This is a genomic window from Paenibacillus catalpae (assembly GCF_900112695.1).
Taxonomy (GTDB): Bacteria; Bacillota; Bacilli; order Paenibacillales; family Paenibacillaceae; genus Pristimantibacillus; species Pristimantibacillus catalpae.
In genome coordinates this window covers 1-14,553 of the sequence record NZ_FOMT01000007.1, presented here as the reverse complement: position 1 = coordinate 14,553, position 14,553 = coordinate 1, and the positions used below count along the sequence as shown (strand labels likewise).

The window sequence follows — 14,553 nt, the reverse complement described above, 5'->3', positions numbered from 1 at the left end:
AAGAATTGCCACAAAAAAGCATGTGTCAATTCTTTAAGTCCATGCTTACGAAGCAAGAATTGCCACAAAAGGCGTGTATCAATTCTTTAAGTTAATGCTTACGAAGCAAGAATTGCCACAAAAGGCGTGTGTCAATTCTTTAAGCTAATGCTTACGAAGCAAGAATTGCCACAAAAAAGCATGTGTCAATTCTTTAAGCTAATGCTTACGAAGCAAGAATTGCCACAAAAAGCATGTGTCAATTCTTTTAAGGAGGGGAGATGGAACGAATCCTTTCGTTCCCTGTTGACGATCCATCATAAAATTGATGTAATAAAGGGGGAATATGGAAGTTAGGAGTTGGCTTCGAATGGACATTAACAAGGACATTTCTGAGGAAGTTGTACGGGAGAGGACCAATAAGCTGCAGGAGGCGATGCGCGCTTCGGCAGTGGACGGGTTTCTTCTGACGCAAAATATAGACCTTTATTATTACACCGGCTCTATGCAGAACGGATATGCGTTTATTCCGTCGCACGGGGATCCGGTTTTCTTTGTGAAAAGGAGCGTAGAGCGGGCAAAGCTCGAAAGCGGCATTACGGTGAAAGAGCTTGGCGCATTCCGTCAGTTTGGCGAAACGCTGGCGAAGGAATTCTCTCATGTATTCAGTGGTGGAACGAGCGGCACGGTTACAATAGCGGCAGATCTGGATGTGCTTCCTGCGCAAACCTATCTGAGGTTGTCAGAACTATTGCAGAGGGCAGGATCAAGTTCTATCGTTGATGGCTCAGCGATCATCAGACGGCAGCGAATGATCAAGTCTCCGCTTGAGATCAGCCGGTTTGAAGCGGCAGCGGCTGTTGTGGATGAAGCATTAAACGAAGCATTGGATTTTTTGAAGCCGGGCGTAACGGAATTGGAATGGATGGCACGTGTTGAATATGAGATGCGTAGAAGAGGGCATATCGGCTTGATGCGTATGCGGGGCTACAATCAGGAGATCGCCACAGGGATGTTTATCGCCGGGTCGGCAGCAGCGGTCCCTACTTATTTCGATGGACCTGCCGGAGGGCTTGGTCTTGGCGCGACGTCGCCGCAAAGCGTCAGCCGCCGGGCGATTGAACGCAATGAGCCGATTCTAATGGATATCGGCTGTTGTATTGACGGTTATGTGATCGATCAGACCCGCACCGCTGTAATTGGTGAACTGCCAGAGAAGCTTGCTCGCGCTTATGAGGTTTCAGAAGCGATTATCCGGGAAGCCGAGAACGGAATGGTGCAGGGAGCGATCTGCTCGGCTCTTTATGCCAAGGCGCTCGAGCAAGCGGATGAAGCAGGGCTAGCCCCGCATTTTATGGGCTATGGCGCTGATCAGGCTAAATTTCTTGGTCATGGGATTGGTCTCGAGATCGACGAATGGCCTGTCCTGGCCAAAGGTTTTGATATTCCGCTGGAAGCGGGAATGGTTATAGCCGTTGAGCCGAAGTTTACGTTTCCGGGAGAAGGTGTAGTCGGGATTGAGAACAGCTATTTGATTACGGATGGTCGCCCGCGGGCTTTAACGTTTACCAGAGAAGGATTAATCAAATTGCCATAAGCATGGTAAGCCAAGGGGGCCTTACAGATATGGATCGTCCGTTAACAAAGAGACTTCATCGTGATTACATCACCGTTTTTCGAGTGAGCTCGTTCTTTACACATCTTGTGCTGTATATACTGGTGATTGCCTATCTAACCTTTGCGGCCTGGAAGCATTGGACCTATATTCCGGGATTTATTGGCCTTGGGGTTGTCAGTCTGTCAGCCCTGTTGTTTATTTGGCTCCTTCCCGAGCTGAAATACCGGCACTTTCAATACGAGCTGTTTGAAGAGGAGCTGGAGATCCGATCCGGACTAATCGTTATCCGTAATGTGCTTATTCCGATGGTGCGCGTCCAGCATGTGGAGCTTGAGAGCGGGCCGCTTATGCGTAAGCATGAGCTTGCCAGTGTGGCGGTTGTCACAGCAGCAACAACGCACAGGATCAGCGGCCTGAAGCAAAGCGAAGCTCATTTTCTGAAGAGACGAATCGGCCAGCTTGCGAAAGTAGATGAACAGGATGATTAAAAGACATAAACCGCGCAGGCTGCATCCGATTTATATGCTGTTCCCTCTGTTCAATACTATAAAGGGCTTATTGCCGCTCATTATTATCACCCTGCTGCAAGGTGTGAAATGGTCGGAATTAAACGGTTATATTTATCTGGGGATTCTTGCTGGAGTAACCTTGTTGCTGTTTCTCGGTTTATTGGGCTGGCGTAAGTTTTCCTTTACCGTGGAAGAGGACCGGATTGTCATACGTAAAGGTATCCTGTTCCGGGATGAGAAAACGATCTACTTTGGACGGATTCATTCCGTTAATCTGGAGCAGCCACTGCTTCAGAGACTGCTTGGCGTCACGCAGGTCAAGATTGAGACGCCGGGCGGGAACAAGAAGGCAGAAGGAGTGCTGGCCGCTTTAACCGATAAGGATGCGAGGCAGCTGCAGAAGCTGATGCTCACACCTGTTGAGCTGCAGTCGGAAGCTGATGCTGCGCCTGAAGGGGATGAAGCGGCTGAAGACCGGTCTCCTTCCCAAGTAAGAGCCATGCCGAGGCTTCAATTACATGCAGGACAGCTGCTGCTTGCCGCTGCTACCTCTCTTAATTTTGGTCTGGTTGCTGCCTTTATCGCCGGTATCGTTTCGCTGGCCGACGATTTCATTAATGAGCTGGCGCCGAATTTATACTCCACGTTATACGAGGAATCCACCAGTGTAGATCCCAGTTATGCGGTTATTGCGGTCATTGCGGTCTGCGGGCTTGCATTTGCGTGGCTGCTCTCGCTTGTCCTGTATGTGATCAAGTTTTCAGGGTTTACAGCGGACAAACAAGATGAGCAAATTTCGATCTCATATGGGTTGCTGGAAAAGAAAGTGCATCACTTTGATGCCAGAAAGGTCCAGGCGGTCATCGTACAGGAAGGCCTTCTCCATCAGTGGATCGGCTATGCTCAGATACAACTGCAGGTCGTCTCCTCGGATAAAACAGAACGTTTGATGCTGCATCCGTTTATGCCAGCAACGTCCCTCGATTCGGTAATGGCGTGCTTTGTGCCGCAATTTACAGCGGCAAAGATTAAGGCAGCGGCACCGAAGCGGGCGTATTTCGATTATGTCTGGAAGGGACTGCTCGCGGTTAGTCTCCTTTGTGCGGTCCTTATTTACTTTTTCCATAACGTTGGACTCTGGTCCTTGCTCTTGCTGCCTATTGCGGCAGCCTGGAGCTGGAGCTGTTTATCGGCGGCGGGCATGAATTTGGAGCACGGTCAATTGACCCTTCGCAAGCGGGTCCTGACGCGGATTACCTATTACATGCGAAGACCGCAAATCGTATCGATGACCGCCAAGAGGACGAGAAGACAGCAAAAGAGGCGCCTGTTGTCGATATCCGCACATGTGCTGGGCAGTCTCCAAGCATATAAGGTTGCTTGTCTGGAGCGGGAAGATGTTGAGAGGGTATGGCACTGGTACAGCCATAACCGAACAGGTAATAAAAAATAGGGATATCTCTTCATTGGACACCGCTATTATTTTTTAGTAGGATAATAGTGATAGACAGCGGCTGATAGACAGGAGTGAGGACAATGCTGAGTTTAGGGGCAAAGGTCGTTATAATCGCTGACCAATTCGAGCAAAATCTCCCTCTTGGGGAGTATGGTTATATAATTGCTTATGACCGCAACGCGGACAATGTGTTCGACTATGTGGTAAGAGTACCTGCGGCTAACCGCAATTTCCTGGTTCCGGATGAGGATGTTGAGCTGGAGGAAGTGCTGCTGCAGGAAGAGGTTGACCGGATCGAGCGGGAGGCGCTTATCGATTATGCGCTTGCAACGTTTAATGAAGAATTGTTCAACCGGATTATGAAGGGTGAGGAAGAAGCACCCGAGGAACAGGAAAATGTAGGCGGCGAAAGCCAGTCGAGAGAAGACTTTATTCGCCAGGTTAATTTGAAGGCATGGATTTAACAGCCATTATCTAGCGGAGCTTATCCCTTGCGGGGGTAGGCTCCGTTTTCTTGTTGTCGATAGACAATACTTTGTGAAATGACGATTATAAGCTATAATAGGAGGAATGAGTACAAGGTTTAAAAGGGAGGACGAAGCATCCATGAGCATTACGATTAAAGACGTTGAGCATGTTGCGAATTTGGCGCGGCTTGAGCTCTCGAATGAAGAAAAAGAACAATTTACGGGACAGCTTAATGCGATCCTGAAATATGCCGAGAAGCTGGATGGCCTGGACACGGACAATGTGGAGCCGACTAGCCATGTGCTGCCGATTACGAATGTGATGCGGGAAGATATTACCCGTGAATCGCTTCCGATTGAGAAAGTACTGCTTAACGCACCGGATGAAGAAGATGGCCAGATTAAAGTGCCGGCTGTATTGGAATAGAACCTACAGGTATTTGAAGGGAGGAACTGCTGTTGTCACTGTTTGATTTACGCCTACAGGATGTACATAGCAAGCTCAATAACAAAGAATTGACGGTTTCCGATTTGGTGGATGCTTCATACCGCCGCATTGCGGAGACAGATGAGACGATTAAAGCTTTTCTTACATTAAATGAAGAAAATGCGCGCCGCCAGGCGGATAACCTGGACAAGCAGCTTCAAGAAGGCGGCGAACGCGGTCTTTTGTTTGGCCTGCCGGCCGGCGTGAAGGATAATATTGTAACGGAAGGGCTGCTCACAACTTGTGCGAGTCAGTTCCTTAGCAACTATAATCCGATTTATGATGCAACAACGGTATCCAAGCTGAAATCGGCACAGTCGGTTACGATCGGCAAGCTGAACATGGACGAATTCGCGATGGGCGGCTCTAACGAGAACTCCAGCTATTATCCGACACGTAACCCGTGGAATCCGGAGTATGTTCCGGGCGGCTCGAGCGGCGGCTCTGCGGCTTCCGTTGCTGCTGGACAAGTATACTTCTCTCTTGGCTCCGACACGGGCGGTTCGATCCGTCAGCCTGCTGCTTATTGCGGTATTGTTGGCCTGAAGCCGACTTACGGTCTTGTGTCGCGGTTTGGTCTGGTTGCCTTTGCATCTTCTCTGGATCAGATCGGACCACTTACGAAAAATGTTGAAGATTCCGCCTACGTGCTGCAAGCGATTGCCGGCTATGACGAGAAGGATTCGACATCCGCTAACGTGAATATTCCGGACTACACCAGTGCTCTCACCGGCGATGTGAAGGGCCTTCGCATTGGCGTACCTAGAGAGTATCTGGGTGAAGGCATTGATCCGAAGGTGAAAGAAGCGGTTATGCAAGCTTTGAAGACCTTCGAGAGCATGGGCGCAACCTGGGAGGAAGTATCGCTTCCGCATACCGAATATGCAATCGCGACTTACTATCTGCTTGCTTCTTCGGAAGCATCGTCCAATCTGGCACGTTTTGACGGCGTTCGTTACGGCGTGCGCGCGGATAACCCGGACAACCTGATCGACCTGTACCGCAAATCGCGCAGCCAGGGCTTCGGTCCGGAAGTGAAACGCCGGATCATGCTGGGTACTTATGCGCTTAGCTCCGGTTACTACGATGCTTATTACTTGAAAGCACAGAAGGTCCGCACGCTGATCAAGCAGGACTTCGATAATGTCTTCAATCAATACGATATCATCATCGGCCCGACAGCCCCAACAACCGCGTTCAAGATCGGCGAGCAGGTTGGCGATCCGCTAACGATGTATCTGAACGATATTTGTACGATTCCGGTCAGCCTTGCGGGTATTCCGGCAATCAGCGTTCCTTGCGGAACAGCGGACGGCATGCCAATTGGCTTGCAGATTATCGGCAAGGCATTTGATGAATCGACCGTGCTGCGTGCAGCTCATGCGTTTGAGCAGCAAACCGAATTCCATAAATTACGGCCGCAGCTAGGGTGAAGGGAGATATAACGATGTCTGAAGCGACTCAATACGAAACAGTAGTTGGTCTGGAAGTGCATGTGGAGCTGCATACGAACAGTAAAATTTTCTGTGGCTGCTCCACCGCTTTTGGTGCACCGGCTAATACTCATACATGCCCGGTATGTCTTGGGCACCCGGGCGTACTGCCCGTGCTGAACAAGCAAGCTGTCGAATATGCCATGAAAGCAGCTATGGCGCTTAACTGCGAAATTGCCGACATCAGCAAATTCGACCGCAAAAACTATTTCTACCCGGATTCGCCAAAAGCGTATCAGATCTCGCAATTTGATCAGCCGATTGGCGAAAATGGCTGGATTGATATCGAAGTGAACGGCGAGACCAAACGGATCGGTATTACTCGACTCCATCTGGAGGAAGATGCCGGCAAACTGACGCATGTGGACGGCGGATATGCTTCGCTCGTAGACTTTAACCGCGTTGGTACACCGCTTGTTGAGATCGTATCCGAGCCGGATATCCGTACGCCGGAGGAAGCGAAGGCGTACCTCGAGAAGCTGAAGGCGATCATGCTGTACTGCGAAGTATCGGACGTGAAGATGGAAGAAGGCAGCCTGCGCTGTGACGCTAACATCAGTCTTCGTCCTTATGGGCAAGAGAAGTTCGGTACACGTGCCGAGCTGAAGAACATGAACTCGTTCCGCGGCGTTCAACGCGGTCTGGAATACGAACAAATCCGTCAGGCTGAAATTCTGAATGACGGCGGAGTCGTTATTCAAGAAACTCGCCGATGGGATGATACGCAAGGCAAAACCTTCTCCATGCGCGGCAAGGAAGAATCGCATGATTACCGGTACTTCCCGGATCCTGACCTTGTTCGTCTGAACATCAGTCAAGAATGGAAAGACCGTGTCCGCGCTTCGATTCCTGAGCTTCCGGATGCACGCAAGGCTCGTTATACAAGTGATTACGGCCTGCCATCCTATGATGCGGAAGTAATTACATCTTCGAAGAAGCTTGCTGATTTCTTTGAAGAAAGCCTGAACTATACGAAGGATGCTAAAGCGGTGTCCAACTGGATTATGGGCGATCTGCTTGGTTATTTGAATGCAAACAGCCTGGAGCTTTCCGAAGTGAAAATTACCGGCCAAGGGCTTGGGGAAATGATTGGTTTGCTTGAGAAAGGCACAATCAGCAGCAAAATCGCCAAGACCGTCTTCAAATCGATGCTGGAGTCGGGCAAGCTTCCGCAGCAAATCGTTGAAGAGCAGGGGCTCGTACAAATCAGCGATGAAGGCGCGCTTGTAGCCGTAGTGGATCAGATTATTCAAGCGAATCCGCAATCGGTAGAAGACTTTAAAGCGGGTAAAGATAAAGCGATAGGTTTCCTTGTCGGCCAGATCATGAAAGAGACGAAAGGCAAGGCAAATCCGGCCCTTGTCAACAAGCTTCTGCTTGAACGTCTGAAAGCCTAACTCGGAGTTGACCATTAGACGCCGCTCATCCTTCGTGATGAGCGGCGTCTTTTCATGGAATGCAGGTCCACATGCATACTAATATGGTACAATTATGATACGAAAGGTTGTGCTGCCTCATGGGTCTTGATGTTACGAATCCTTGGTATATTAACGAGCTTCATTTGGGATTGAGGCTGCTGCTTGCCATGCTGTTAGGCGGGTTGATTGGCCTTGAGCGAGAACAATCCAATCATGCAGCTGGGCTGCGCACAAACACACTGGTATGTATCGGTTCCTGTTTGCTGATGCTCTTATCGATATATGGCTTTTCCTCTTTTGTGAATGAAACGAATGTCCGCGTGGACCCTGCACGGTTGGCTGCAGCCGTTATAACAGGGGTGGGTTTTCTTGGGGCGGGTACGATTTTATTCACGGGCAAGTCCATCACGGGACTAACGACTGCTGCTTCTTTATGGGTCGTTTCGGCGATTGGTCTCGCGGTGGGTGCCGGGTTTTATTTTGCAGCTGCCGTAACAACCGTCCTCGTTCTTCTTATCTTATGGGCGTTCAACAAGCTGGAGAAAAGGTATATCAGCACAAAGAGGGAGCATCAGTTGATTGTTCAGGCGGATGAGCAGTCTACCATTGTCCGGACGCTGAACGCGCTGCTGACGGAGAAGCAGATTGTGATCCGCAAAGTGATGCTTGAAGAAAGCGGGAAGCGGGAGCATGGCCTGCAGCAGTTTATGCTTCATTTGACGGTGCAATTGCCAAAGAATGAATCGTTATTAGCTTTACTGGAACAAATTCAGCAGATGGAGGGCGTGCATTGCGTGAGCTCGGATTAGATCGGCCCAAGAGCAGACTTCTTACCTTATTTCTCGCATTTGTGCTCCCTGGAGCGGGACATTTATATACGGGACGCTATCAGAGAGGACTGCTTCTGATCGCAGCTCTAGTTCTTGATATTGCAGCTATCCTTAGGCTGTCAGATGCGAATGCTGCAAGGCATCTGCTGTTTATCGTCTATTTGGGCATTACGCTGCCGGTTTATTATTTCGTCAGCGTATTTGATGCTCTTCAGACAAGGGCCGAGTCCAAAGAGGGCTCATCGGAAAAATTGTCTCCGCTGATTGGGATACTGATTATGGCTGCAGGTGTGCTGATGTTTATCCTGATTGACCCTCCGGCGGCGCTTATCCCATGGATGGATGATTTGGCGGAAATGTCAGTAGGTCCGTTTTTGGTGGCAGTGGCTCTTGTTTTGTGGTTTTCACGAGTGAAGGGAGTTCAGTCCATGTTTCGATTAGGGCGTTTCACGTCCGCTATATTTATTATTCTGATTGGCGGTCTGCTGCTATGGGATCAGGTGCAGGGCCGCAATGATATAGCCTTAATAGGCAAGTGGTGGCCAGCAGTATTTATTTTGCTTGGTGCAGAGATCGTTATCTACAGCATTATTTATCGGAAAGGTACAAAAAGGCTGCGATTTGATTTTATGGGCGTGATCATCGCGCTAGTTATTTCTGTCGTTGCTTTTACGGTAACCCAATATGCAGAGCTTCCGTTCCGTTGGCTTGATCAATACGTTGATCTGAATGGTGCCCCTGATTACGGGGAAGAGAAGGGCTTTAAATATGTGAAGGACACAGATACAGTACCGTTTGATGCAGCGGCAATCACCAAGCTTAAAGTATCGAATCCGAACGGCAAAGTAACCGTGCACGGCGGAGGGACCAATCAGATCGTGATCGATACGGAAGTTTGGGTAGATGTCACGGATGAGCAGGAGGCCCGGCAGATTGCAGACAAATCGGCTGTGGAGAGAGTATCGGATGCGGATTCGATGACCATTACGGCCAAAGGCGAGCCGTACGGCACAAACGGAAGCCGTAAACCTCGTATGAATATTGTAATTACGGTACCGCAGAAATCTGTTACAGCCACAGATCCGGTTGAAAACACAGACAATCCGTCTTCCGATGCTACAACTCCCCCGTTAACGGAGTCTGAAACAGAATCCGTTCCTCAGATGACGATAACGGTTGATGTTAATAATGGGCCTATTACCGCCAGCGGTCTGACTGCACCTGGAGGTCTGCAGTTGAAGAGCGACAATGGGGATATTGGCGTTCAGCAGATTGAAGGTCCGCTCGTCATTCACGGGCTGAACGGGGGAATAAAGCTTCAAAGCGTAACCGGTGATGCCGAACTGACTACAAGGAACGGTGCCGTGACCGTCACGGCGCTGACAGGCAATCTTGCGGCAGAGACCTGGAACGGAGCGATGACTTTGAGCAGCATTGCTGGCAATGTGGAAGCAGACACGAAAAACGGCAAGATTGCAATAAAGGAAGCAGCTGGTGAAGTAAAAGCGTCTACGCTTAACGGTAACATTGAGCTAGCGAGCCAGACGGTTGGCGGGGATTGGGATCTTGATAGTACGGTAGGTGAAATCAAGCTTCGTGTTCCTGCAATAGGGGATTATTCTGTTTTTGGTTCTGTAACTTTTGGCAGTATTACAACGGATCTGCCGCTCGCGGTAAGTAAGAAAACGATTCGGGGTACAATGGGGTCAGGCATTTACCGTATTCAGGTGAATGCAACTAACAGTATTTACATACAGTTGAATGAGACCAATTGATGAGCGCTTTCATTGACAAACCATTTTGAATGAACGTACAATAGTTTTATCTAGTAAAAGAAAGGCGTGAGGGGAATGGGAGCCAGCGTTAACGAAGCGATTGAACAGTTAAAGATGAATGGCGTCCGTATGACCCCGCAACGTCACGCCATATTGAGTTATTTGATGGGCTCGATGTCACATCCGACGGCCGATGAAATTTATAAGTCGCTGTCTCCGAATTTTCCGAGTATGAGCGTGGCTACGATATATAATAACTTGAGGTTATTTGTCGAAGCGGGTTTAGTTCGCGAATTAACCTACGGTGACGACTCCAGCCGATTTGATGCGGATTTGTCCGACCATTACCATGCGATTTGCAAAAGCTGCGGCCAGATCGTCGATTTTGAATACCCGCCGCTTTTGGAAGTGGAGCGAGCTGCTTCCCATAAGACAGGATTTACGGTTGAAGGGCATCGTATGGAGATTTACGGGGTATGCTCAAGCTGCTGCGAATCTGCGGCAAGAGTATAATCCAAGATCCTAATAGTTCGAAGAATAAGGCGTGCATAGATGCGGTAATACGCGGAATTGCACGTCTTTTTTATAAAAGCGAATGCTTTCAATGTAAGCATCATCTTAAACAGCTCAGTCAGGCTGTTTGTAGGTGATAATTCTTAAGCTGATGCTTTCGAAGTAAGAATCATCACAAACAGCCAAAACCAGGCTGTTTGTAGGTGATAATTCTTTAAGCTAATGCTTTCGAAGTAAGAATCATCACAAACAGCCAAAACTAGGCTGTTTGTAGGTGATAATTCTTTTTAGGAGAGTGAGCAATTGGAGACGATGTACACCAGGGCGCCGCGCCGCCGAAAGGGCGGGGGAGCATGGTATACGATGCTATTCCTGCTATTTATCGCGGCAGCGATGGGCGTGTGGTTTATTTACATGAAGTTTATCCCTAACCAGCATATAACGGTTCCTGACTACGGGATGGAACATCCGATAACCTATCAGGGCGAATTGATGGATCAAGGCGCAGTTATTGATAAAGATGAAGTGCTGTTGCCTATTACAGCCGTGCAGAAGGTGCTTGGACCGGACGAGCCTATCTATTATGAAGCGGCAACCGGCTCCCTTGTTTTGACCACTAATAATAAGGTATTAAGGTTAAAGACGGATGCACTTACAGCAGAACTTAATCAGAAGCCTTATGAATTGCATATTGCGGCACAGACGAAGGATAATGCCGTCTATATACCAATCACACCGCTTGAAGAGCTGTACGGCTTGAAGGCAGAGTACAAGGCGGATACCGGCATCGTTATTTTACTCCAGGCCGGGGAATCTATTCAGCAAGCGAAAGCATTAAAATCAAAGGGCAGTGCGATTCGAGCTAAAACAAGTATTCATTCGCCCATTGCGGAAAAGGTGCCGCAAGGTGAGGTGGTCCGGATTTGGGGAGAGGAAGACGGATGGCTGTTCGTCCAAGGTCCCCAAGGACAAATTGGTTTTATGCAGAAGTCGAGTGTAGAGCTGGCTAGTATAGAGAAGGTGCCCCAAGCAACTAAGGAAGAGGCGTTTATTCCTTGGAAAGTACTTGGCAAAAAAATTAATCTTACCTGGGAAGCTGTGTATGAGAAAAATCCTGATCCGGCATCCATAGGCAGCAGCCTGAAAGGCGTTAATGTAGTAAGTCCAACCTGGTTTGAGCTTCAGGACGGTAAGGGGACCATTGAAGGCAAGGCGGACCCGGCCTATGTGCGGTGGGCTCATAAACAAGGGATGCAGGTTTGGGCCTTATTCAGTAACGGATTTGAGCCAGAACAAACAACCGAGGCTTTAGCCAAGGCCGATACACGGTTCAAGATGATTCGTCAGTTGCTGGCTTTTGCTGAGACCTACGATCTCCAGGGGATTAATATCGATTTTGAGAACGTGCGTACGTCGGATAAAGCGAATCTTGTTCAATTTGTCAGAGAGCTTACACCTCTTCTGCATGAAGAAGGGCTTGTTGTATCAATTGATGTAACGCCAAAATCTAATAGTGAGCTTTGGTCCTTGTTCCTTGACCGTACGGCACTCGGTCGTACAGTCGATTATATGATGGTGATGGCTTATGACGAGCACTGGTCTTCCAGTCCGGTAGCAGGCTCTGTTGCATCTCTTGCTTGGACGGAGAATTCGGTAAAACGGATAATTGAAGAAGATGGTGTGCCGGCGAATAAACTTATTCTGAGTATGCCGTTATATACTCGTATCTGGACGGAACAAGGCGGGAAAGTAAGTTCCAAGGCAGTAGGGATGGACAAGGTTAAGGACATTATAGCGAGCAAAAAACTTACACCAAAGTTTGACCAAGCTTCGGGGCAGAATTATGTGGAGTATACGGAGAACGGTGCTCTTAACCGGATATGGATTGAAGACGCGAAATCTATCCAGTCCCGTGTGAAGCTAATGCGAGAGCTTGATCTTGCAGGCGTTGCTACATGGAACCGTTCCTTCCAGACCTCTTCTATCTGGTCAGTAATTGATGAAGCAATTAACAAAAGGCCATAATAAATTTTATAAATAAACAAAAGAACATCCCCCTGATGCCAGGCACCAGGGGGATGTTCTTTTGTTCTATTCTACCGAAGGCTCATGCGTCGCTTGAGCGGGATCAAGCGTCAGTATTGTTTTGCAATACATACAGCGGTCGGTTTTCCCAAGCATTTTTGTCGGTCGGTGACATTCAGGGCATTCGAGCATCGTGGCGCTTGTCGACATCATGCCTGCCCAGAAATATACCACGCAGCTGATCAAAAGGGAGATCATTCCGATAACCATAAAGATAGCAGCGAATATTTTGCCGGTTTGTCCCCACCAGACAATTCCGCCTGTTCCTATGATCATGACTCCCATGCCAACTAGCGTAAAGACGAGGCCCCACAAACGGAATTCATTGATTTTTGCCGATTTGAAAAAAATCTTATTCACTATTCCATTCCTCTCTATGCGACAGACGTATGTAACGTTAACGGTTTTCTTTATTTGGAAAGAAGGAAACCGCCACAGTTTGTCGAAAAAGATAATACTATACAGATAATTATTATAGCTTAATCCAATTGGTTTAGCTATACGGAGGCTCAAGTGAATACGAAACAGTATTTTATTGAAACGTATCGTTCGCAGCTGGATTTAGTCGGTCTGGTAGCAATCGAAAATCCGTATCCTTATAATCCACAGATTGAAGGGTTGGACGTTTTATTTCTTGTTGTGCGAGAGAGCGGGGCAAGTGAAGAAACCGAACAAGTTTGTTTGAATGGCAAACGAATCATGGTTCGGACGGTTGACACCGGTCGTTTGGAGCAATGGATTGTGGGCAGAGGAAGCGGCAGCATAATCCAATGGATGGTTCGGGGGGAGATATTGTTGGAGCGCGACAATTACTTGACGAATATTCGTGAGCAATTGATGTTATTTCCTGATATGATGCGGGAACAAAAGCGTTTCGCCGAGTTTTCCGGATTCTTGCGTACCTATCTGCAAGCGAAGCAGGATCTTGAGGACAATAATATTTTGGATGCGCACAGTCATGTGATGACAGCACTTCATCACTGGGCACACATTGTACTTATAGAAGAAGGGTATCATCCGGAGCTTACGTTATGGAGACAGATCCGCAGAGTCCATCCGGGTGTATATAAGCTGTATGAGGAACTGACGGCAAGTCCGGAATCCTTGGAACAGCGTGTCCGGCTCGTTATGCTTGCTTGTGAGTTTACCGTTATGAACAAAATGAAGGCATGCTGCTCTTTATTATTTGAAGCAATTAGCAGCAGGCAGGAGCCATGGAGTTTATGTGAGCTGCAGAACTATCCATTGATACAAGAACTGCATATTGATTTGTCCCTTGTCGTTCAGAATCTGGTTAAGCGGGCATATGTCCGCGAGGTAGCGGTTCTGCCGAATAACGGAGATCCGGATGTAATGGAACTCAGATATTTGCTTACGGCAATTTGATACAGTAATGATGCAAAATACCCGTTGTTTGAACGGGTATTTTATTTTTACAAATGGGTTGACTTATCTTTTTGCCCTGTGGTACATTAATACTCGCCGCTTTTGAGGCAATACGAAATAAGTCGAAAACGACATTTGAAAAAAATGTCGAAAGACGAAAAAAAGTGCTTGCATTCAAATAGGCAACTGTGATATATTATAAAAGTCGCCGCTGAGAGATACGGGCGATAAACGAAAGAGAAATTGTTCTTTGAAAACTGAACAACGAGCAAAACTGCCCCGTTAGAAATAACGGAAAAAGCGAAAAAACAAGTTTGAGCAAGTCAAACAGAACCATTTCATGGAGAGTTTGATCCTGGCTCAGGACGAACGCTGGCGGCGTGCCTAATACATGCAAGTCGAGCGGATCTTGTCCTTCGGGACAAGGTTAGCGGCGGACGGGTGAGTAACACGTGGGTAACCTGCCCATAAGACTGGGATAACATTCGGAAACGAATGCTAATACCGGATACGCGAATTGGTCGCATGGCCGAATCG

13 protein-coding genes and 1 rRNA gene are annotated in these 14,553 nt (G+C 48.2%); 13 read left to right on the top strand and 1 reads right to left on the bottom strand.

Translation table 11 applies throughout. The features are described from left to right. The first annotated feature begins 349 nt into the window (after nucleotides 1-349). The 11 genes from BM200_RS27350 to BM200_RS27300 all read left to right on the top strand — a co-directional run bounded on the left by BM200_RS27350 (nucleotide 350) and on the right by BM200_RS27300 (nucleotide 12,570). Nucleotides 350-1,576, top strand: a complete 1,227-nt coding sequence (locus tag BM200_RS27350) for a M24 family metallopeptidase (RefSeq protein ID WP_091190186.1) — start codon at nucleotides 350-352, stop codon at nucleotides 1,574-1,576. Nucleotides 1,577-1,605: 29 nt separating this feature from the next. Then, nucleotides 1,606-2,085, top strand: a complete 480-nt coding sequence (locus BM200_RS27345; protein ID WP_091190183.1) for a PH domain-containing protein — start codon at nucleotides 1,606-1,608, stop codon at nucleotides 2,083-2,085. Further along, entirely contained in the window at nucleotides 2,078-3,559 is a 1,482-nt protein-coding gene (locus BM200_RS27340; protein ID WP_175533053.1) for a PH domain-containing protein, read from the top strand. Before BM200_RS27345 ends, BM200_RS27340 begins: the two co-directional genes overlap by 8 nt. Nucleotides 3,560-3,642: 83 nt before the next feature. Continuing rightward, nucleotides 3,643-4,026 (top strand): ATPase, encoded by a 384-nt coding sequence (locus BM200_RS27335; RefSeq protein ID WP_091190179.1) that lies wholly within the window; start codon nucleotides 3,643-3,645, stop codon nucleotides 4,024-4,026. Between the two features lie 142 nt (nucleotides 4,027-4,168). Beyond that, the gene (gatC, locus tag BM200_RS27330) at nucleotides 4,169-4,456 is read left to right on the top strand and encodes an Asp-tRNA(Asn)/Glu-tRNA(Gln) amidotransferase subunit GatC (protein ID WP_091190176.1); all 288 of its coding nucleotides are present in this window, start codon (nucleotides 4,169-4,171) and stop codon (nucleotides 4,454-4,456) included. Nucleotides 4,457-4,488: 32 nt separating this feature from the next. Then, the gene (gene gatA / locus BM200_RS27325) at nucleotides 4,489-5,949 is read left to right on the top strand and encodes an Asp-tRNA(Asn)/Glu-tRNA(Gln) amidotransferase subunit GatA (protein ID WP_091190175.1); all 1,461 of its coding nucleotides are present in this window, start codon (nucleotides 4,489-4,491) and stop codon (nucleotides 5,947-5,949) included. Nucleotides 5,950-5,963: 14 nt separating this feature from the next. Then, nucleotides 5,964-7,406 (top strand): Asp-tRNA(Asn)/Glu-tRNA(Gln) amidotransferase subunit GatB, encoded by a 1,443-nt coding sequence (gene gatB, locus BM200_RS27320; protein WP_091190173.1) that lies wholly within the window; start codon nucleotides 5,964-5,966, stop codon nucleotides 7,404-7,406. Nucleotides 7,407-7,525: 119 nt separating this feature from the next. Next, nucleotides 7,526-8,236 (top strand): MgtC/SapB family protein, encoded by a 711-nt coding sequence (locus BM200_RS27315; protein ID WP_091190170.1) that lies wholly within the window; start codon nucleotides 7,526-7,528, stop codon nucleotides 8,234-8,236. After that, nucleotides 8,218-10,032 carry a DUF6677 family protein gene (locus BM200_RS27310; RefSeq protein WP_091190169.1) on the top strand — a complete coding sequence of 605 codons (1,815 nt, stop codon included), beginning with the start codon at nucleotides 8,218-8,220 and terminating at the stop codon, nucleotides 10,030-10,032. The genes BM200_RS27315 and BM200_RS27310 overlap by 19 nt, the downstream gene beginning before the upstream one ends. Nucleotides 10,033-10,107: 75 nt before the next feature. Beyond that, a complete protein-coding gene (gene perR, locus BM200_RS27305) occupies nucleotides 10,108-10,545 on the top strand; it encodes a peroxide-responsive transcriptional repressor PerR (RefSeq protein ID WP_091190166.1) in 438 nt (145 codons plus the stop codon). A gap of 312 nt (nucleotides 10,546-10,857) precedes the next feature. After that, the gene (locus tag BM200_RS27300; protein ID WP_245773182.1) at nucleotides 10,858-12,570 is read left to right on the top strand and encodes a glycosyl hydrolase family 18 protein; all 1,713 of its coding nucleotides are present in this window, start codon (nucleotides 10,858-10,860) and stop codon (nucleotides 12,568-12,570) included. Between the two features lie 66 nt (nucleotides 12,571-12,636). On the opposite strand, the gene BM200_RS27295 is transcribed toward BM200_RS27300, so the two are convergent. Beyond that, the gene (locus BM200_RS27295; RefSeq protein ID WP_175533066.1) at nucleotides 12,637-12,981 is read right to left on the bottom strand and encodes a YgzB family protein; all 345 of its coding nucleotides are present in this window, start codon (nucleotides 12,979-12,981) and stop codon (nucleotides 12,637-12,639) included. A gap of 162 nt (nucleotides 12,982-13,143) precedes the next feature. Here BM200_RS27295 and BM200_RS27290 point away from each other — a divergent pair, with 162 nt between their 5' ends. Continuing rightward, nucleotides 13,144-14,016 (top strand): nucleotidyltransferase-like protein, encoded by an 873-nt coding sequence (locus BM200_RS27290; protein ID WP_091190160.1) that lies wholly within the window; start codon nucleotides 13,144-13,146, stop codon nucleotides 14,014-14,016. Between the two features lie 337 nt (nucleotides 14,017-14,353). After that, nucleotides 14,354-14,553, top strand: a 16S ribosomal RNA gene (locus BM200_RS27285); the annotation flags it as partial.